The following is a 19,783-nucleotide window of genomic DNA, read 5'->3' on the forward strand; positions in this document are numbered from 1 at the left end:
GGGCGCCACCCGGGTGCCCTGTTCTGCCTGCTCATCCTCAGAGCGGATCCGCCTTGAGGCAGGAGACCGCATGGTCGAAGTTGCCCTCGAGTTGCGGCCGGGTCTTGGCACACTCAGGGCCGGCCACCGGGCAGCGGGTGCGGAACACGCAGCCTGACGGCGGGTTCATCGGCGATGGCAGCTCCCCTTCCAGGATCTGGATGGTCTTGCTGCGCTCCAGATCCGGATCCGGAATGGGCACCGCCGACATCAGCGCCTTGGTATAGGGGTGCAAGGGGTTGGCGAAGATCTCCTTGCCGGTCCCCAGCTCCACCGCATTGCCCAGATACATCACCAGCACCCGATCCGAGATGTGCTTGACCACCGACAGGTCGTGGGCGATGAAGATGAGCGACAGCCCCATCTCCTTCTGGATGGACTTGAGCAGGTTCACTACCTGGGCCTGGATCGACACATCCAGCGCCGACACTGGCTCGTCACAGATGATCATCTTGGGCTCGAGGATCAGCGCCCGGGCGATGCCGATGCGCTGGCACTGACCGCCGGAGAACTCGTGGGGGTAGCGGTTGACCAGGTTGGGCAAGAGCCCCACCTTGCTCATCATGGCGCGCACCTTCTCCTTCACCTCCTCTTTCGGCAGGGCCGGGTAGAAGGTGATGAGGGGCTCGGCGATGATGTCGCCTATGGTCATGCGCGGGTTGAGGGAGGCCAGCGGATCCTGGAAAATCATCTGGATCTCCTTGCGTTTTTCGCGCAGCGCCTTCTGGTCGAGCTTGGTCAGATCATTGCCAAGCCACACCACCTTGCCGTCGGTGGCCGGCACCAGGCCGATCAGCGCCCGGGCAAAGGTGGACTTGCCGCAACCCGACTCCCCCACCACGCCCAGGGTCTCCCCTTCGTAGAGGCGCAGGGTCACCCCGTCCACCGCCTTCAGGGCGGAGGGTTTGGCCCAGGGCCAGGCTTTGTCACTCTTGATGCTGAAGTGGACCTTGAGGTCGGACACTTCCAGCAGCAGTTTCTTGTCAGTCCCCATTTAGTTCACTCCCTTGATGATGGCATCCGATACCCAGTGGCAGGCCCGCTCCCGGCCGTCGTTGAACGGCGTCAGAACTGGGGATTGCCGGCCGCAAATTTCGCTCACCCGGTGGCAGCGCTCCTGGAAGGGGCAGCCGGTGGGCAGACGCAGCAGGTTGGGCGGATTGCCCGGGATGGTGGGCAGCACTTCCCCTTCGGTATCGAGGCGGGGAATGGCGCGCAGCAAGCCTTCGGTATAGGGGTGGCTCGGGCGATAGAAGATGTCGTTGACCTTGCCGTACTCCATGGTACGGCCGGCGTACATCACCAGCACCTTGTCGCAGATGCCGGCCACCACGCCAAGGTCATGGGTGATCATGATGATGGCGGTGTTGAACTCGCGCTTGAGCTCGTTCATCAGGGTCATGATCTGGGCCTGTACCGTCACGTCCAGCGCCGTGGTCGGTTCATCGGCGATGAGCAGTTGCGGCCGGCACAACAGCGCCATGGCGATCATCACCCGCTGGCGCATGCCGCCGGAGAACTCGTGCGGATACATCCCCATCCGCTTGCGCGCCTCGGGGATCTTCACCGCATCCAGCATGCGCACCGACTCCTCGAACGCCTCGGCCTTGCTGACCCCCTTGTGCAGCATCAGCACTTCCATCAGCTGATCCTTCACCTTCATGTAGGGGTTGAGCGAGGTCATAGGGTCCTGGAAGATCATGGCGATCTTCTCGGAGCGGATCTTGTTGAGCTTGTGCTCCGGCAGATTGAGGATTTCGTCGCCCTGAAACTTGGCAGACCCTGTGATGATGCCGTTCTTGGCCAGCAGCCCCATGATGGCGAACGCGGTCTGGGACTTGCCCGAACCGGATTCCCCGACGATACCCAGGGTCTCGCCGGCAGAGAGAGAGAAGTTGAGGTCGTTGACCGCCACCACATTGCCGTCTGGGGTCTTGAACTCGACCCGCAGATCTTTTACATCCAGTAACTTCATAAAAACTCCTTATCGATCTTTCGTGACGTTTTCCTGTCGATCCGATGCGCTGTCCGCCCGATTGAGCCGCACTGTGCGGCCCTTCGGCGCGTTGTTCCAACGCTCTTTCGCCGCTTTATCAGCGATCCTTCGGATCGAGGGCGTCACGCAGACCATCCCCGAGGAAGTTGAAGCAAAACAGGGTCACCACCATGAAACCGGCGGGGAACAGGAGTTGCCAGATAGCCACTTCCATCGACTTGGAGCCTTCATCCAGCAGGGCCCCCCAGCTGGTCATGGGCTCTTGTACACCCAGCCCCAGGAAACTCAGGAAGGATTCGAACATGATCATGCCCGGCACCAGCAGGGTGGCGTAGACCGCCACTATCCCCAGCACGTTCGGCACGATGTGACGGGTGATGATCTTCCACTTGGAGACGCCGCAAACATGGGCCGCCTCGATGAACTCCTTGCTCTTGAGGCTCAGGGTCTGGCCGCGGACGATCCGCGCCATGTCGAGCCAGCTCACCGCACCGATGGCGATGAAGATGAGCGCCAGGTTGCGGCCGAAGAAGGTCACCAGCATGATCACGAAGAACATGAAGGGGAAGGCGTTGAGGATCTCAAGGACCCGCATCATCAGGCTGTCGACCCGACCGCCGATGAAACCGGATGCCGCGCCATACAGGGTGCCGATGATGACGGCCACCATGGCTCCCATGATACCGACCATCAGCGAGATGCGCCCGCCAAGCAGGGTGCGCACGAACAGATCGCGCCCCAGGCTGTCGGTGCCGAACCAGTGGCCGGTCTCCATGTCGGGGCCGGTCTGCATGGCGCCCCAGTCAGGATCGTCAAAGGTGTACTGGGACAGATGGGGCCCCACTATCACCGCCAGGCCGATGATGGAGAGAATGATAAGGCTGGTCAGGGCCGCCTTGTTGCGCAGGAAACGGCGACGGGCATCCTTCCACAGGGAGCGTCCTTCCACCACTTCCACTTTCTGGGCGAACGCCTCGATGGCTTCGCGTTTTTCAGTTGTGACAACCATGATGTACTCCCGACTTAGTAACGGATCTTGGGATCGATAAAGGCATAGAGAATATCGACCACGGCGTTAAAGGTGATGGTGAGGGCGCCGACCAGAATGGTCAGACCGAGCACCATGGAGTAATCACGGTTGAGGGCACCGTTGACGAACAGCTGGCCAATCCCCGGCAGACCGAAGATGGTCTCGATCACCACGGAACCCGTGATGATGCCGACGAACGCCGGGCCCAGGTAGGAGACCACCGGCAGCATGGCCGGGCGCAGCGCGTGTTTCAGGATGATGTGGCGCAGCGGCAGTCCCTTGGCGCGGGCGGTACGGATGAAGTTGGAGTTCATGGTCTCGATCATGCTGCCCCGCATGATCCGCGAGATGGCGGAGATGTAATACATCATCATGCCGAACACCGGCAGCACCATGAACTGCACGCCACCCCCCTGCCAGCCACCGGCCGGGAACCAGCCCAGATGGATACTGAAGAACAGCACCAGCAGGGGCGCCAGCACAAAGCCCGGGATCACCACCCCGGCCATGGCCGACGACATCAACAGGTAGTCGATGACGGTATTCTGTTTGAGGGCGGCAATGGTGCCGAAGGTGACCCCCAGCGTCACCGCAAACAGAAAGGCGAAGGAACCTATCTTGGCGGAAACCGGCAGTGCCTGGCTCACCAGATCATTGACGGTGAAGTCCTTGTACTTGAAGGAAGGACCGAGATCCCCCTGTACCAGGTTGCCCAGATAGGTGAGATATTGCACCCCGATCGGCTTGTCGAGGCCATATTTGGCTTCGATGTTGGCCATCACTTCGGGTGGCAGGGTGCGTTCGCTGCTGAAGGGGTTACCCGGCGCGAAACGCATCATGAAGAAGGAGACGGTGATCAAGACCAGCAGAGTCGGGATCGCTTCCAGTAGACGTTTAAAAATGAATTTCAACATAGACAATTCCTGTCCTGTACTGCTTCCAAAGGGTCGCGGTTGTAATAAAGGCCCGCCGTCTGGCGGGCCCTGCTTGTTATGCGACTTGTAACGAAAATCAGTGGGCGATGATGTACATGTCTTTGCTGTACAGGTTGTCCAGCGGGTTGGCCGGATAGCCGCCCACGTAGGGCTTGACCATACGGGAAGTCACGTACTGATAGATGGGGGCGATCGGCATGTCCTTGGCCAGGATCTCTTCAGCCTGGACGTAGAGCTTGTTGCGCGCCTCGGCATCCACCTGGTTGCGCGACTCGTTCATCAACTTGTCGAACGCCAGGTTGGAGTATTTGCCGTCGTTGTTGCCGTGGGTGGTCTGCATCAGATCCAGCATGGAGGAGGCTTCGTTGTAGTCGGCGATCCAGCCGGCACGGCCCACGTCAAACTGACCCTGTTTCTTGGTCTCCAGGTAGGTTTTCCACTCCTGGTTGACCAGGCTCACCTGCACGCCCAGCTTCTTCCACATGGAGGCCACGGCAACCGCCACCTTCTTGTGGTTGTCGTCGGTGTTGTAGAGCAGCTCGAACTTGAGCGGCTTGCCCGGGCCGAAACCGGCTTCGGTCAGCAGCTCTTTCGCCTTGGCATCGCGCTCTGCCTGGGTCAGCTTGGACCAAGCCGGCGCCACCGGCTTGAAGCCATCCACGAAATCAGGGACCAGGGTGTAGCCCGGAGTTTCCCCCTTGCCCATCACCTTGTCGGCGATCACGTTGCGGTCGATGGCATAGGAGAGCGCGGTACGCACCCGTACGTCATCAAACGGCTTCTTCTTGAAGTTGTACTGGTAGTAGTAGGTACCGACGTAGCCGCTCACCTTCACCTCGTTCGGCAGATCCTTCTTCATCTGCTTGAAACGCTCGATGGGCATGTTGTAGGTGAGATCCACTTCGCCGGCCAGGTAGCGGTTCAGCTCGGCGTTGGTGGACTGGATCGGCAGATAGGTCACCTTGTTGATGACGGTATTGGCGTCGTTCCAGTAGTTTTTGTTGCGCTCGACGTCGACGCGCTCGTTGACCACCCAATCCTTCAGCACATAGGCGCCGTTGGATACCATGTTGCCGGGCTGGGTCCACTTGTCACCGAACTTCTCGACCACCTTCTTCGGCACCGGGTAGGTGGTGGTGTGGGAGAGCATGCTGACGAAGTAAGGCACCGCCTTCTCCAGCTGCACCTCGAAGGTGTAGTCGTCCACCGCCTTCACGCCCAGCGTATCTGACGGCTTCTTGCCGGCAATGATGTCGGAGGCGTTGACGATGGTCGGGATCTCCAGATACCAGGAGTAGGGAGAGGCGGTTTTCGGATCGACGGCCCGTTTGAAGGCATATTCGAAGTCGTGGGCAGTGACCGGATCACCGTTGGACCACTTGGCGTTTTTGCGCAGGTGGAAGACGAAGTGTTTGTTGTCCTTGGTTTCCCAGGACTCGGCCATGGCGGGGAGCACTTCACCCTTGGGGCCGGAGGAGACGAGACCTTCGAACAGGTCACGCAGAATATTGGATTCAACCGTTCCTTCGGTTTTATGCGGGTCGAGGGTTGCGGGCTCGGAGCCGTTGCCTTTCACCAGCTGCTGAACCTCAGCCAGCTTGGTACCTGCGGGCACATCGGCGGCTTGTGCCGCGTTGACACCGCCAAACAGAGCTGCCACCAATAGGGTATTAATCATTGTTTTTTTATGAGTCATTTCCATACTCCACAAGAACATTCCATGCATTTTTCCATCAACGAGATAAGTACCCCGCTGCCAGCATAATTCCCTGACATTTCTGATAATGCAATAGATATCGTCAGGCAGGACTGGACTTCATGGTCAAAAAAGCAGCTTTTGACCAATTATTCAGAATTTAAATATCCCGTGATGGACGTTTTTTATACAAACCCGCTCGATTCTAGGAAATGACCAACAAAAAAGAAACAATAAAAAGCCGGTCACAAGGACCGGCTCCAACAAAACAGACCTGAATCACATCAATCCGGGGAAGACCCCCTTGATCCCCGCCACCATGATCTCGATACCTAGCGACATCATGATGAGACCCATGATCCGGGTCACCACGTTGATGCCGGTGTTGCCCATCACCTTGAACAGCAGGGGGGCGGCGCGGAATATCAACCAGGAGCAGAAGGCAAACACCATCACCACCAGCGACATGCCCAGCATCTGGGACCAGGTGCTCTGGCTGGCGTAGACGATGGAAGAGGAGATGGCACCGGGGCCCGCCATCAACGGCAGCGCCAGCGGCACCACAGCGACAGATTCCCGCGCGGCCAGTTCCCCTTTCTCCTGTTTGTTGTGCTTCACCTCCCCCAGCTTGCCCTGCAGCATGGACCAGGCGATCAGGGTGATGAGCGAGCCGCCGGCGATGCGAAAGGAGGCCAGCGAGATGCCAAACCCGTCCAGGATCAGTTGCCCCATGGACATGGAGACCAGCAGGATGATCATCACCGCAATGTTGGCGGTGGTGTTGGTCTTCATCCGCTCTTCCGGCGTCTGATGGCTGGTCAGGCTGACGAACACAGGCAGCAAGCCGAGCGGGTTGATGATCGCAAACAAACCGATGAAAAACTTCAGATATAAAGAGACGTCAATCGCTGCCATAGGCGCCATCCAGAAGTAGTACGAGGCCCTGTGGGCCACCCCGATAAACCGAGCGTAAATTTACATCATGCCCGAAACCTTCACCAATCAAATAATCTCACCCTTTCCGTGGCTTTTCAGTTAGTTCCTCTAATGCATCGACAAAATTCGACAGATTGAGTTGTTAATAAAGATTGTCGCAATTTAACACTCTGATAAAATCGCTTCGAGTTTTATCTGGCCATGGAGTTTGGCCGCAACATTTCATCTCAGCAAACAAGGATTTCGTGATGATTGATACGGACATCAAGTTGCAGTGGCACCTGGATGCACTGCCCGCAGGCACCCTGAACCCATTGCTTAGCTTCTTCGGGCGACTGCCGGTTGATCCCTACATTCAGGGCAGCTTTCGCCAGCGCCGCTACGGCCGGGTGGAGAAGGAGGGCTCCCGCTTTCAGCCCCTCGACAACGGCGTCTTCTTTCAGGCGGCCGCCATCAACAAGTTTCTGGGGGATGTGCCCAGAACCTATGCCGAGCTGGAGCCTGCCTTCGTCGCTCATCCCTCCTTTATACAGCTGCTGAAACTGTTCGCCCGCCACACCCGGCTGGAAGACGGTCAGGCCATCGGCATTCACCAAATGCGCATCGTCACCGGTGAAGGAGAGAGCGTCCCGCCCGCGCCGGAGGGGGTGCACCAGGATGGCTTTGACTTCATCGGGGTCTTCTTCTGCGGCAGCGAAGGGGTCAGCGGCGGCGCCTTGCAGCTCTATCATGGATTAAAAGAACAACCATTTTTCCAACAACAATTAAACGTCGGTGAGTATCTGATCCTGGATGATCGCCGTTTCTATCACAATGCCGCCCCCATTCTGCCCCTGGGCACGGACCGGGGACATTGGGACGTGATCGTGCTAACTGCTTGAAAAATGGCGCGTGAGCCCCTGTTCACGCACCATTCATCCCGCCTCTGGCTCACTAAACAACTGCGCAACATCTGGCAAACATGTATTGTGAAACAAAATTTCTTTTGTTCTTTTGTTACACATGATCCAGATCAAGTTTTTCTGAGTCAGCCCCGCTCTATAATCGACTCAGAAAGCGATTTAGTAAGGCATGTAAATACCCCGTTGTGGTGATTCTGTTCTTGACAGGGCATCTATAATTGCCGGGCATTGCCAAGGTCTTACTAAACAGTTTTCAAATCATCAGGAGATAAACATGGCAGTAACCAATTTGGCTGAACTGGATGCACTGGTTGCCCGCGTCAAAGAAGCGCAGCGTGAATTCGCCAGCTTCTCGCAAGAGCAGGTAGACAAGATCTTCCGTGCCGCCGCCCTGGCCGCCAACAACGCCCGTATCCCCCTGGCCCAGATGGCCGTGGAAGAGTCCGGTATGGGTATCATCGAAGACAAGGTTATCAAGAACCACTTCGCCTCCGAATACATCTACAACAAGTACAAAGAAGAGAAGACCTGCGGCATCCTCAGCGAAGATGACGAGATGGGCACCATCACCATCGCCGAGCCGGTAGGCATCATCTGCGGTATCGTACCGACCACCAACCCGACCTCCACCGCAATCTTCAAGTCCCTGATCTCTCTGAAGACCCGCAACGCCATCATCTTCTCCCCGCACCCCCGTGCCAAGAACTCCACCAATACCGCAGCCAAGCTGGTACTGGATGCAGCCATTGCCGCCGGTGCTCCGAAAGACATCATCGGCTGGATTGACCAACCCTCTGTTGAGCTCTCCAACGCCCTGATGAAGCACAACGACATCAACCTGATCCTGGCCACCGGTGGCCCGGGCATGGTGAAGGCCGCCTACTCCTCCGGCAAACCCGCCATCGGCGTAGGTGCCGGTAACGTACCGGTCGTCATCGACGAAACCGCCGACGTGAAGCGTGCCGTCGCCTCCATCCTGATGTCCAAGACCTTCGACAACGGCGTGGTCTGTGCCTCCGAGCAAGCCGCCATCGTGGTCGACTCCGTCTACGACCAAGTGAAAGAGCGTTTCGCCACCCACAATGGTTATGTGCTGTCCAAGGAAGAAGCCGACAAGGTCCGCAAGGTCATCCTGATCAACGGCGCCATGAACGCCAACATCGTGGGTCAGCCTGCGGTCAAGATCGCCGAAATGTCTGGCGTCACCGTGCCTGCCAACACCAAGATCCTGATCGGTGAAGGCGTGAAGATCTGTGAAGAGGAAGAGTTCGCTCACGAGAAGCTCTCCCCGACCCTGGGTCTGTTCCGTGCCAAGAACTTCGAAGAAGCCGTCGAGATGGCCTGCGACATGGTCAACCTGGGTGGTATCGGCCACACCTCCGGTCTCTATACCGACCAGGATCGCAACGCCGACCGCATCAAGTACTTCGGCGACAAGATGAAGACTGCCCGTATTCTGATCAACACCCCGACCACTCAGGGTGGTATCGGTGACCTGTACAACTTCGCGATGGCACCGTCTCTGACGCTGGGCTGCGGCTCCTGGGGTGGCAACTCCATCTCCGAAAACGTGGGTCCCAAGCACCTGATCAACAAGAAGACAGTCGCAAAACGGGCAGAAAACATGCTGTGGCACAAACTTCCGAAATCCATCTACTTCCGTCGTGGCTCCCTGCCGATCGCCCTGGGCGACCTGGAAGGTAAGAAACGCGCCATGATCGTGACCGACCGCTTCCTGTTCAACAACGGCTACGCCGACGAAGTGGTTCGTCTGCTCAAGGGCCTGAAGATGGAAGTAGAAGTGTTCTACGAAGTCGAAGCCGACCCGACCCTGTCCGTGGTGCGCAAGGGTGCCGAAATGGCCAACTCCTTCAAGCCGGACGTGATCGTCGCTCTGGGCGGTGGTTCACCGATGGATGCGGCCAAGATCATGTGGGTAATGTACGAGCACCCGAACACCGCGTTTGAAGATCTGGCCATGCGCTTCATGGACATCCGCAAGCGTATCTACAAGTTCCCGAAAATGGGCGTGAAGGCCGAACTGGTCTGCATCACCACCACGTCCGGTACCGGTTCTGAAGTGACCCCGTTTGCGGTCGTGACCGACGACGCCACCGGCGTTAAATACCCGCTGGCCGACTACGAGCTGACTCCGAACATGGCCATCGTCGACGCCAACCTGGTGATGGGCATGCCCAAGTCCCTGTGCGCCTTCGGTGGTATCGACGCCGTGACCCACGCCATGGAAGCCTATGTTTCCGTGCTGGCCAACGAGTACTCCGACGGTCAGGCACTGCAAGCCCTGAAACTGCTGAAGGACTACCTGCCCTCCAGCTACCTGAACGGTGCCAACGACCCGATCGCTCGTGAGAAGGTACACAACGCGGCCACCATCGCCGGTATCGCGTTCGCCAACGCCTTCCTGGGTGTGTGCCACTCCATGGCCCACAAGCTGGGTGCCGAGTTCCACATCCCGCACGGCCTGGCCAACGCCCTGTTGATCAGCAACGTCATCCGCTACAACGCGAACGACAACCCGACCAAGCAGACCGCGTTCTCCCAGTACGACCGTCCGCAGGCTCGTCGTCGCTACGCCGAAGTGGCCGACCACCTGGGTCTGACCGCCGCCGGTGACCGTACCGCCGCCAAGATCGAGAAGCTGCTGGTATGGCTGGACGAGCTGAAGGCAACCCTGGGTATCCCGGCCTCCATCCGTGAAGCCGGCGTCGCCGAGGCCGACTTCCTGGCCAAGGTTGACCAGCTGGCCGTGGAAGCCTTCGATGATCAGTGCACCGGCGCCAACCCGCGCTACCCGCTGATCAGCGAGCTGAAAGCCATCCTGCTGGACACCTACTACGGCCGTCCGTTCACCGAGGAGGCCCAGGTTGCCGCCAAGGTTGATGCCAAAGTAGAAGGCAAGAAGAAGTCCAAAGCCTGATAAGCTGAGTCGACTCGAGAGCCCGCGCACATGCGCGGGCTTTTTTGTTTGTCTATCTGCTTAATTTTGCTAGCTTGTTCATAGGCATTCATGAAATGCGAGCGAGCGTATGGCGCTGATACAGGCATCCATAGAACAGTTGCGGGTCGGTCACTATATCCATCTTCCCACGGGATGGACCAATCACCCTTTTATGTTCAATGCCTTCAAGATCAAGGATCAACAGCAACTCGACATCATCCGCCACCTTGATCTCAATCTGCTGATGGTCGACCCCGACAAGAGCGACCTCCCTCTCGAGCCCCTGTTGCGTGGCGATATTCCGAGCCCAGGCCCCGACCTCTCCGTTGTCGAAGAGCCGGAGGATAGCGGCCCTCCCCCGTTTGACGAGAAGGCATTTCGCCGCTCCCTGCGCGCCGCCGACAAGGCCTTCGGCCAGTCCATGTCCGAGCTGCGCGATGCCCTGGGCGCCCTCAACCTCAAGCCGGACGAAGGGCTCGCCAACACGGCGCAGATAGTGCGCAACGCCGCCGCCCGCATCAGCGCCCACGAGGGCCCCCTCGGGCTGCACCTCATTCGCAGCCCCCATACCGACATCCTGCTGCAGCACAGCCTGAACGTGGCCTTCATCGCCATGTTGATGGCACGGGAGCTGGGCATGACACCCATCGAGATCGAGGAGACCGGCCTGGCCGGGCTGGTGCACGACATTGGCGAGCTGAAGATCCCGACCCAGATCACCCAGAAGCGGGGGGAACTCAACAAGTCGGAGCAGAACTTCCTCAAGATGCACCCCCAGTACGGACTGGAGATGCTGACCCAGTTGCAGGCCTTCGAGCCCAAGATCCGTCAGGTGGCCCACCTGCATCACGAGCGGCTCGACGGCAGCGGCTTTCCCCTTGGCATCAAGGGGGGCGAGATCCCGCCGCTGGCACGGATCATCGGGTTGGTGGATTACTATGACGAGTTGTTGCACCCGCGCAACAGCGCGACACCGGCGGCGCCGAGCCAGGCCATCAGCCAGCTCTACAAGCTGTCGCAAAAGAAATTCGACCAGGATCTGGTCAAGCTGCTGATCAAGGTACTGGGGGTCTATCCGCCGGGCTCGCTGGTGCTGCTCTCCGACGACTCGGTGGCCCTGGTGCTCTCCACCGAACCCACCATGCCCCTCAAGCCCAAGGTGTTGCCCTACATCAAGGCACAACGACCGGAAGGGGTGGCCATGGTCGACCTGCGGGAGGATGAGCGCACCATCAAATCCTTTCTCAAGCAGGAAGATCTGGACGAAGGGCAGCGGCTGTTTTTCAACCTGACCCGACGCTTCTGTTACTATTTTGCATTCTGAGTTATCCCCAGAAGCTGGGGATAACTCATTGGACAAACCTGAATAATTGCCCGATTACCCTCAAAATGGTTTGCCACGTCCCCTGGATAAAAAACGCCCGACCTGCTGGTCGGGCGGAGCATGCCACCTCCGTGTGGCGTATCCAACGGATACATTCATGCTCAATTCAGCAATATCAATCCTTGGGCAATTACACAAATATCAATTTAACATGCTGATTTTATATGGTTTTATTCCGCGTTTCTGGCACACTTCGCCGGCGTTCTGGCCAGAATGGCCCACAGAACAAGATCCTGATCACATTTATTCAAGACTGCCGCTTTTTTCGGCACGGACTCTGAGGAACGTTTTTTATGCAGTTGGTCCTCTCCCTGCTTCAACAGATGAGCGTCAGTCTGGTCATCGCCTACCTCTTTTCCAAGAGTCCGCTGCTGCGCCCACTGACCAACTATTCGGTCAGGCTGCCCCACAAGGTGCTGATTTACCTCATCTTCTCCTGCTTCTGCATTCTGGGTACCTATGTGGGACTGGATATCGACGATGCCATCGCCAATACCCGCGCCGTGGGCGCCGTGCTGGGGGGACTGCTGGGAGGCCCGCTGGTGGGATTTCTGGTGGGACTGACCGGCGGGATACACCGTTATACCCTGGGGGGATTCACCGATCTCGCCTGCGCCATCTCCACCACCTGCGAAGGCTTGCTGGGCGGACTGGTGCACTGGCGACTGATGCGGGCAGGCAAGATGGATGCGCTGTTCGAGCCGCGCATCGCCTTCTTCACCACCCTCTACGCCGAGATCATGCAGATGGTGATCATCCTGCTGGTAGCCAGCCCGTTCGACAAGTCCCTGTTGCTGGTGCGCACCATCGCCACCCCCATGATCCTCGCCAACTCCTGCGGTGCGGCCCTCTTCATCAGCATGATCCGCGATCAGCAGCGAATGTACGAGAAGTTCTCCCGGGTCTTCTCCGCCAAAGCGCTCACCATCGCCAACCGCACCGTGGGGATCATGAGCCAGGGGTTTACCCCCGAGGCCAGCACCCGCATCGCCCAGATAGTGCAGGAGGAGACCGGGGTCGGAGCGGTCGCCATCACGGATACCGACAAGATTCTCGCCTTCATCGGCATCGGCGAGGATCACCACAAGCCGGGTACCCCCATCACCTCCGCCATCACCATGCAGGCCATCGCCCAGAACAAGGTGCTGTTTGCCGACGGCAACAGCCAGCCCTACCGCTGCAGCATCTCGCCCCAGTGCCAGCTCGGCTCTGTGCTGGTGATCCCGCTGCACGGTGACGAGGGGGTGATCGGCACCATCAAGCTCTATGAACCCAAGAAGCGGCTGTTTCTCAAGATCAACCACACCCTGGGGGAAGGGATCGCCAACCTGCTCTCCCAGCAGCTGCTGACCGGCCGGCTGGAGCAGCAGCAGCGGCTGCTGGTGCAGTCCGAGCTCAAGCTGGTGCAGGCCCAGATCAACCCCCACTTTCTGTTCAACACCCTCAACACCATCAGTGCCATCACCCGGCGCGAGCCCGAGCGGGCGCGCCAGCTGCTGCTCCACCTCTCCCTGTTCTTTCGCAAGAACCTCAAGCGCCAGAGCGGGCTGGCCACCCTGCAGGAGGAGCAGGAGCACTGCCAATCCTATCTGGAGATCGAGCTGGCCCGCTTTGGCGACCGGCTGACGGTGCAAAACGACATCCCGCCCGACCTCGCCGGCCTCAAGCTGCCGAGCTTCACCCTGCAGCCACTGATTGAAAATGCCATCAAGCACGGCATCTCCACCCTGCTGGAGCAGGGGCGCATTCGCCTCTACACCGAGCAGACGACGGATCGGGTTACCATTCACGTCGAGGACAATGCCGGCACCTGGCAGGAGAAACCGGCCGGTGACGGGCTCGGCATGACCCTGGTGGATCGGCGCCTCAAGAGCGCTTTTGGCAACCGCTATGGCTTGAGCGTCAGCTGCGAGCCCGACTGCTGGACCCGGGTCTCCGTCACCCTGCCCAGGGAGGCGTCATGATCCGGCCGTCACACCAAGCCAGTTTTGCCCCCCAGTCACGCAGGAGAACACCATGATCCGCACCCTCATCGTCGATGACGAGCCGTATGCCCGCGACGAGTTGATGCAGCAGCTGGCCGCCGAGCCCGATATCGAGCTGCTGGGGACGGCCGCCAACGCCATCGAGGCGCTGCCGCTCATTCAGCGGCTCAGACCCGACGTGGTGTTTCTCGACATCCAGATGCCCAAGCTGAGCGGCATGGAGCTGGTGGCCATGCTCGATCCCCTGCCCCGCATCGTCTTCGTCACCGCGTTTGACGACTACGCCATCCAGGCGTTCGAGGAGAACGCCTTCGACTACCTGCTCAAGCCGGTGGAGCCGGCCCGCCTCGCCAAGACGCTGGCGCGGTTGAGACAGGATCTCAGCCCGCAGCCCATGACAGCGATCGCCCCCGCCATTCGCCACATTCCGGGCTACCTGCACAACCGGGTGCGGCTGCTGCCCATCGAACAGGTGGAGTACGCTTTCTCCGATCTCGGCGGCGTGCACGTCGCCAGCCAGGGCGAGCTGTTTCACACCCAGCTCACCCTCAAGTCCCTGGAAGAGAAGACCCCGCTGCTGCGCTGCCACCGCCAGTACCTGGTGGCCCCGACCGCCATCTTCGAAATCCGGCTGCTGGAGAATCAGCTGGCGGAGATAGTGACCCCGAGCGGTGCCCAGGTGCCGGTCAGCCGCCGCTACCTGAAGGAGTTGAAGGAGCAGCTCGGACTGGAGTGAGCCGCGCGGTGTGAGCTGGATCACGAGCGCCAACCGCTCGGGTCGCCATACGGCCGCTCGCCCCTTTTTACCTGCCGTTAACAGTGCAAGCCCCTACACTGGCCGCGCACACCAAAAAATAACAAAGCAGGAGCGTAGCAATGATCTGGTTCTTCCTCTGTGTCGGCTTGCTGATAGCCGGCTACTTCGTATACGGCAAATTCATCGAGCGGATATTCGGGCCAAAACCCGAGCTGAAAACCCCCGCCATCACCATGGCGGACGGGGTGGACTATGTCCCCATGTCGGACAAGAAGGTCTACCTGGTGCAGCTGCTCAACATCGCAGGCGTCGGCCCCATCTTCGGCCCCATCCTGGGTGCCCTCTACGGCCCGGTCGCCATGCTGTGGATCGTGTTTGGCTGCATCTTCGCCGGCGCGGTTCACGACTACTTCTCCGGCATGCTGTCGGTACGCGCCAAGGGCGCCTCTGTACCGACCGTGGTCGGTGAGCACCTGGGCACCGCCGCCAAGCACTTCATGAACCTGTTCGCCGTGGTGCTGTTGATGCTGGTGGGCGTGGTGTTCGTGCTGAGCCCGGCGGGCCTCTTGGCCAACCTCACCTCCACCGACCTGGTCTACTGGATTGTGGCCATCTTCGCCTACTACATCCTGGCGACCATAGTCCCCATCGACAAGATCATCGGCCGCTTCTACCCCATCTTCGGCGCCCTGCTGGTGTTCATGTCGGTCGGCCTCATCATCGGCCTCATCGTCTCCGGCAAAGGCTTCTACAACACCGGGATGGACTTCTCCAACCTGCACCCGACCGAGCTGCCGCTCTGGCCGCTGCTGTTCATCACCATCGCCTGCGGCGCCGTGTCCGGCTTTCACGCCACCCAGTCCCCGCTGATGGCGCGCTGCATGCAAAACGAGAAATCCGGCCGCTTCATCTTCTACGGGGCCATGATCGGTGAAGGCATCATCGCCCTCATCTGGTGCACCCTGGGGCTCTCCTTCTACGACAGCACAGAAGCGCTCAACGCCACCCTGGCCAGCGGCGGCCCCTCTGCCGTGGTGCACGAGGTCTCCACCAGCCTGCTCGGCACCGTTGGCGGCATCCTGGCTATCCTCGGCGTGGTGATCCTGCCCATCACCTCCGGTGACACTGCGTTTCGCAGCGCCCGCCTCATCGTGGCGGACTTCCTGAACCTGACCCAGAAGCCGATGGCCAAGCGACTGCTCATCGCCATCCCCATGTTCATCCTCGGTTTCATCATTTCCAAGGCCGAGTTCGGGGTTATCTGGCGCTACTTCGGCTGGGCCAACCAGACCACCGCCGTGATGATGCTGTGGGCTGCCGCCGCCTACCTCGCCAAAGAGGGCAAGCTGCACTGGGTCTGCACCCTGCCGGCCATGTTCATGACCGCCGTGGTGTTCACCTATCTGGCCAACGCCCCCATCGGGTTCGGACTGGAGATGGGCGTCTCCACCCTCATCGGTCTGGCCAGCACCCTGGTGGTGACCGTCGCCTTCCTGATGAAGTTCAGACCCGCCCTGATCGGCAAGGCCAGCGAAAGCTGATCCACGCCAAACATGTCAGAAAAGGAGCCATAAAGGCTCCTTTTTTTGCTGCTAATTTCCCCTCACTGATGCCATACTCCCTGCGTAAGTCCTTGTCATGGATACGACTTTATGGACTCGCCCCAATAATACCGTCATCTATCTTGACGATTTCGAAGCCACTTAAGCTTCAGTACAACAAGATTGCTTAAGATTTCGGGCCCAACAGGATGGAAACCCGGTTGCTGGTTGTGTTGCAGAACCCGGGATCCAATGACAATGCTGTGCGTCACGCCGGTGGAGGCATAAATGACACTCGATTATTTTGCTCTTGGTCTGCTTTTTTTTGTGGGTTTGGTCATCTTTTACGGGGTCATCGTCATTCACGACATTCCCTATGAAATAGCCAAGCATCGTCAGCATCCCCATCAGGATGCCATTCACGTGGCCGGCTGGGTCAGCCTGTTTACCCTGCACGTGCTGTGGCCCTTCCTATGGATCTGGGCGACCCTCTACCGGGAGGATCGGGGCTGGGGCTTTACCCAGCGTATCGAGCGCGACGAGAAGCATCTCGCCGAGCTCAAGGATGAGGTCGCCGCCCTGCGCAGCCGCCTCGATCAGCTGACCCAAGAGAAGGAGTGATCATGGATCTCTTGCTGGTACTCACCTACACCGCCATCTGTGTAGCTGTCTTCAAAATCTTCCGCATCCCGCTCAACAAGTGGACCGTGCCCACCGCCGTGCTGGGCGGCGTGCTGCTCATCGGTACCCTCATCATGCTGATGAACTACAACCACCCCTACTCCGAGATGGCGCGCAACTACTACGTCTCCACCCCCATCGTTCCCCTGGTCAAGGGCCGGGTCAGCGAGGTCGCGGTCAAGCCGGACCAGAAAGTGAAGAAGGGTGACGTGCTGTTTCGTATCGACGACGAGCCGTTCCGCCAGCGCGCCGCGAGCCTGGAGGCCAGGGTCAGCTCCAACGAGGAGCACCTAAAATCCATCGAGGCGCGCATGCGCTCGGCCAAGCTCGACCGGGATCGCGCCGCCGAGCTGATGCGCCGCGGCATCGGCAAGCAGCGCGATCTGGACGTGACCCAGGCCAATGTCGACGATCTGGTCGCCCAGCTCGATCAGCAACAAGCCACCCTGGACGATGTGCGGGCCCAGCTGCGCGAAGCCAAGTACCAGCTCGACCAGACCGTGGTCTATGCCCCGAGCGACGGCCATGTGGTACAGCTGGCCCTGCGTCCGGGCATGATCGCCACCCCCTTCATGTATCGCCCTGTGATGACCTTCATCCACGAGGACGACAACGCCTACGTCGGCTGGTTCTGGCAAAACAGCATGCAGCGCCTGGCGGTAGGGGACGAGGCCGAAGTAGTCATCGACGGCATCCCCGGCAAGATCTTCAAGGGTGAAGTAGAAGCGGTGATCCCCGCCATCGCCTCGGGCAACGTGCAGGCCAATGCGGCGCTGATCGACCAGAGCTCGGCGGTGATCCCCGGCCGCCTGCCGGTGCGCATCAAGATCACCGACCCGCGCTGGCAGGAGTATCAGGTGATAGCCGGCTCCAGCGGTCAGGCTGCCATCTACACCAAGCATTTCCATCACGTGGCCATCATGCGCAAGGTACTGCTGCGCATGGCCAGCTGGATGAACTACATCTTCCCCTTCCACTAAGCAGCAACGACGCAGCCAGCGGGCCGGCACCATGCCGGCCCGCTGTTTTTTGGCGCCAAGTTCCCTATAATGGCGCCACCCTGCTCCGCCCCTCGTCGACGTACCCAGCCTGCATGTTCGTTCTCAGACCCTACCAGACCGACGCCGTCAACGCCGTCATCAACCACTTTCGCAAGCACCCGGATCCCGCCGTGGTGGTGCTGCCCACCGGGGCCGGCAAGAGTCTGGTGATCGCCGAGCTGGCCCGCAAGGCGCGCGGCCGGGTACTGGTGCTGGCCCACGTCAAGGAGCTGGTGGAGCAGAACCACGCCAAGTACGAAACCTGGGGCCTCCAGGCCGACATCTTCGCCGCCGGGCTCAATCGCAAGGAGGCCAGCGCCCAGGTGGTGTTCGGCTCGGTGCAGTCGGTGGCGCGCAATCTGGACGCCTTCGATGGTGCTTTTTCGCTGCTCATCATCGACGAGTGCCACCGGGTCTCGCTCGATGATGACAGCCAGTACCATCAGGTGATCGAACACCTCAAGGCCGCCAATCCGGCCCTCAAGATCCTCGGCCTCACCGCCACCCCCTATCGGCTGGGGCTGGGCTGGATCTACCGGCGCCACTACCACGGCATGGTCAAGAGCCACGGCGAGCGGCTGTTCGGCGACTGCGTGTTCGAGCTGCCGCTGCGCTTCATGGTCAAGAACGGCTACCTGACGCCGCCGCGCATGGTGGATGCCCCCATCGTCCACTACGACTTCAGCAAGCTGGTACCGCGGGAGAATGGCCTCTTCAGCGAGGCGGATCTCAACGGCGAGCTCAAGCGTCAGGAGCGGGTCACCCCCCATATCCTGAGCCAGGTACTGGAGTATGCCCGCGAGCGGCAGGGGGTGATGATCTTCGCCGCCACCGTCGAGCATGCCCGGGAAATTCACGGCCTGCTGGGTGCCAGAGGGGAGCAGGCGGCTCTCATCACAGGTGACACCCCGGGGCCGGAGCGCGACGCCCTCATCAGCGCCTTCAAGGCGCGCGAGCTCAAGTTTCTGGTCAACGTGGCGGTGCTCACCACCGGCTTCGATGCCCCCCACGTCGACCTCATCGTGATGCTGCGCCCCACCGAGTCGGTCTCCCTCTACCAGCAGATCGTGGGCAGGGGGCTGCGCCTGTCGCCCGGCAAGACCGATTGTCTGGTGCTCGACTACGCCGGCAACAACTTCAACCTGTTTGCCCCCGAGGTGGGGGAGCCCAGGCCCCATGCCGGCACCGAGCCGGTGCAGGTGCCCTGCCCCGCCTGCGGCTTTGCCAACACCTTCTGGGGCAAGACCGACGAGGATGGCAAGGTGATCGAGCACTACGGCCGCCGCTGTCAGGGGCTGTTTGAAGATGACGAGGGCAACCGCGAGGAGTGCGACTACCGCTTTCGCGCCAAGATCTGCCCCGCCTGCGGCAGTGAAAACGACATCGCTGCCCGCCGCTGCCAGAGCTGCGATCAACTGCTGGTGGACCCTGACGACAAGCTCAAGGAGGCGCTCAATCTCAAGGATTGCATGGTGATCCGCTGCGCGGGGCTGACCTTGGCGGCCGGGCGCGGCAAACAGGGGGAGCGGCTGGAGGTGGTCTATCACGACGAGGATGGCCTCACCCTCAATGAGTACTTCGGATTTCACTCGGCAGGCGCACGGCGCTTGTTTCAACAGCACTTTGTGCGTCATCATTGGCCCGCCCCGGGGCTGGAGCCCGAATTTACCACCCTGGCGAGCGTGCTGGCGGTGGAACATCAGTTTCGCCACCCCGATTTTGTCATCGCCCGCAAGTCAGGGCGCTTCTGGCAGATCAAAGAGAAGATTTTTGATTATGACGGCCGCTATCGCACCGCCAATTCACTGGCGTGATGGCGACCGGCATAAGGCGTATGAATTGCGTTGCCACGGCCGAACAGGCATCGGCGGGTACAACAAGGTTTGAGTTATCAGGGCCGGC

15 protein-coding genes are annotated in these 19,783 nt (G+C 59.9%); 9 read left to right on the top strand and 6 right to left on the bottom strand.

Features of this window, described 5'->3' with window-relative positions:
* Positions 1–37 precede the first annotated feature (37 nt).
* The 6 genes from oppF to AB5Y81_RS13820 all read right to left on the bottom strand — a co-directional run bounded on the left by oppF (position 38) and on the right by AB5Y81_RS13820 (position 6,611).
* On the bottom strand, positions 38–1,033 hold the full coding sequence (gene oppF, locus AB5Y81_RS13795; protein ID WP_005302185.1) for a murein tripeptide/oligopeptide ABC transporter ATP binding protein OppF: 996 nt from the start codon (positions 1,031–1,033) through the stop codon (positions 38–40).
* On the bottom strand, positions 1,034–2,014 hold the full coding sequence (locus tag AB5Y81_RS13800; protein ID WP_005302188.1) for an ABC transporter ATP-binding protein: 981 nt from the start codon (positions 2,012–2,014) through the stop codon (positions 1,034–1,036).
* A 118-nt stretch (positions 2,015–2,132) separates the two neighbouring features.
* A complete protein-coding gene (gene oppC, locus AB5Y81_RS13805) occupies positions 2,133–3,044 on the bottom strand; it encodes an oligopeptide ABC transporter permease OppC (RefSeq protein ID WP_005302192.1) in 912 nt (303 codons plus the stop codon).
* Between the two features lie 14 nt (positions 3,045–3,058).
* Entirely contained in the window at positions 3,059–3,979 is a 921-nt protein-coding gene (oppB, locus tag AB5Y81_RS13810; protein ID WP_005302198.1) for an oligopeptide ABC transporter permease OppB, read from the bottom strand.
* Between the two features lie 97 nt (positions 3,980–4,076).
* Positions 4,077–5,696 carry an ABC transporter substrate-binding protein gene (locus tag AB5Y81_RS13815; protein WP_279484186.1) on the bottom strand — a complete coding sequence of 540 codons (1,620 nt, stop codon included), beginning with the start codon at positions 5,694–5,696 and terminating at the stop codon, positions 4,077–4,079.
* A 279-nt stretch (positions 5,697–5,975) separates the two neighbouring features.
* On the bottom strand, positions 5,976–6,611 hold the full coding sequence (locus tag AB5Y81_RS13820; RefSeq protein WP_005302204.1) for a YchE family NAAT transporter: 636 nt from the start codon (positions 6,609–6,611) through the stop codon (positions 5,976–5,978).
* A 269-nt stretch (positions 6,612–6,880) separates the two neighbouring features.
* Here AB5Y81_RS13820 and AB5Y81_RS13825 point away from each other — a divergent pair, with 269 nt between their 5' ends.
* The 9 genes from AB5Y81_RS13825 (at position 6,881) to AB5Y81_RS13865 (ending at position 19,695) form a co-directional block, all read left to right on the top strand.
* Positions 6,881–7,513 carry a 2OG-Fe dioxygenase family protein gene (locus AB5Y81_RS13825; RefSeq protein WP_026139035.1) on the top strand — a complete coding sequence of 211 codons (633 nt, stop codon included), beginning with the start codon at positions 6,881–6,883 and terminating at the stop codon, positions 7,511–7,513.
* Between the two features lie 295 nt (positions 7,514–7,808).
* Entirely contained in the window at positions 7,809–10,472 is a 2,664-nt protein-coding gene (adhE, locus tag AB5Y81_RS13830; protein ID WP_005302211.1) for a bifunctional acetaldehyde-CoA/alcohol dehydrogenase, read from the top strand.
* A gap of 109 nt (positions 10,473–10,581) precedes the next feature.
* On the top strand, positions 10,582–11,817 hold the full coding sequence (locus AB5Y81_RS13835; RefSeq protein ID WP_005302214.1) for an HD-GYP domain-containing protein: 1,236 nt from the start codon (positions 10,582–10,584) through the stop codon (positions 11,815–11,817).
* Positions 11,818–12,170: 353 nt separating this feature from the next.
* A complete protein-coding gene (locus AB5Y81_RS13840; RefSeq protein ID WP_017782973.1) occupies positions 12,171–13,841 on the top strand; it encodes a sensor histidine kinase in 1,671 nt (556 codons plus the stop codon).
* Positions 13,842–13,893: 52 nt separating this feature from the next.
* The gene (gene btsR / locus AB5Y81_RS13845) at positions 13,894–14,598 is read left to right on the top strand and encodes a two-component system response regulator BtsR (protein ID WP_279484185.1); all 705 of its coding nucleotides are present in this window, start codon (positions 13,894–13,896) and stop codon (positions 14,596–14,598) included.
* Positions 14,599–14,738: 140 nt separating this feature from the next.
* Positions 14,739–16,160, top strand: coding sequence for a carbon starvation protein A (locus tag AB5Y81_RS13850; RefSeq protein WP_010633644.1), 1,422 nt, complete (start codon positions 14,739–14,741; stop codon positions 16,158–16,160).
* Positions 16,161–16,448: 288 nt separating this feature from the next.
* The gene (locus AB5Y81_RS13855) at positions 16,449–16,781 is read left to right on the top strand and encodes a DUF3302 domain-containing protein (RefSeq protein ID WP_005302225.1); all 333 of its coding nucleotides are present in this window, start codon (positions 16,449–16,451) and stop codon (positions 16,779–16,781) included.
* 2 nt (positions 16,782–16,783) lie between these two features.
* Positions 16,784–17,821 (top strand): HlyD family secretion protein, encoded by a 1,038-nt coding sequence (locus tag AB5Y81_RS13860; protein ID WP_005302227.1) that lies wholly within the window; start codon positions 16,784–16,786, stop codon positions 17,819–17,821.
* Positions 17,822–17,934: 113 nt separating this feature from the next.
* Positions 17,935–19,695, top strand: coding sequence for a DEAD/DEAH box helicase (locus tag AB5Y81_RS13865; protein WP_279484184.1), 1,761 nt, complete (start codon positions 17,935–17,937; stop codon positions 19,693–19,695).
* Positions 19,696–19,783 lie beyond the last annotated feature (88 nt).

Origin of the sequence: Aeromonas sp. s2, from assembly GCF_040907935.1 — a bacterium.
In the GTDB taxonomy this organism is placed as follows: domain Bacteria; phylum Pseudomonadota; class Gammaproteobacteria; order Enterobacterales; family Aeromonadaceae; genus Aeromonas; species Aeromonas dhakensis.

Bases quoted from the DNA above. Each gene is read 5' to 3' on its own strand.
- oppF (WP_005302185.1), bottom strand. From the start codon at position 1,033: ATGGGGACTGACAAGAAACTGCTGCTGGAAGTGTCCGACCTCAAGGTC.
- AB5Y81_RS13800 (WP_005302188.1), bottom strand. From the start codon at position 2,014: ATGAAGTTACTGGATGTAAAAGATCTGCGGGTCGAGTTCAAGACCCCA.
- oppC (WP_005302192.1), bottom strand. From the start codon at position 3,044: ATGGTTGTCACAACTGAAAAACGCGAAGCCATCGAGGCGTTCGCCCAG.
- oppB (WP_005302198.1), bottom strand. From the start codon at position 3,979: ATGTTGAAATTCATTTTTAAACGTCTACTGGAAGCGATCCCGACTCTG.
- AB5Y81_RS13815 (WP_279484186.1), bottom strand. From the start codon at position 5,696: ATGACTCATAAAAAAACAATGATTAATACCCTATTGGTGGCAGCTCTG.
- AB5Y81_RS13820 (WP_005302204.1), bottom strand. From the start codon at position 6,611: ATGGCAGCGATTGACGTCTCTTTATATCTGAAGTTTTTCATCGGTTTG.
- AB5Y81_RS13825 (WP_026139035.1), top strand. From the start codon at position 6,881: ATGATTGATACGGACATCAAGTTGCAGTGGCACCTGGATGCACTGCCC.
- adhE (WP_005302211.1), top strand. From the start codon at position 7,809: ATGGCAGTAACCAATTTGGCTGAACTGGATGCACTGGTTGCCCGCGTC.
- AB5Y81_RS13835 (WP_005302214.1), top strand. From the start codon at position 10,582: ATGGCGCTGATACAGGCATCCATAGAACAGTTGCGGGTCGGTCACTAT.
- AB5Y81_RS13840 (WP_017782973.1), top strand. From the start codon at position 12,171: ATGCAGTTGGTCCTCTCCCTGCTTCAACAGATGAGCGTCAGTCTGGTC.
- btsR (WP_279484185.1), top strand. From the start codon at position 13,894: ATGATCCGCACCCTCATCGTCGATGACGAGCCGTATGCCCGCGACGAG.
- AB5Y81_RS13850 (WP_010633644.1), top strand. From the start codon at position 14,739: ATGATCTGGTTCTTCCTCTGTGTCGGCTTGCTGATAGCCGGCTACTTC.
- AB5Y81_RS13855 (WP_005302225.1), top strand. From the start codon at position 16,449: ATGACACTCGATTATTTTGCTCTTGGTCTGCTTTTTTTTGTGGGTTTG.
- AB5Y81_RS13860 (WP_005302227.1), top strand. From the start codon at position 16,784: ATGGATCTCTTGCTGGTACTCACCTACACCGCCATCTGTGTAGCTGTC.
- AB5Y81_RS13865 (WP_279484184.1), top strand. From the start codon at position 17,935: ATGTTCGTTCTCAGACCCTACCAGACCGACGCCGTCAACGCCGTCATC.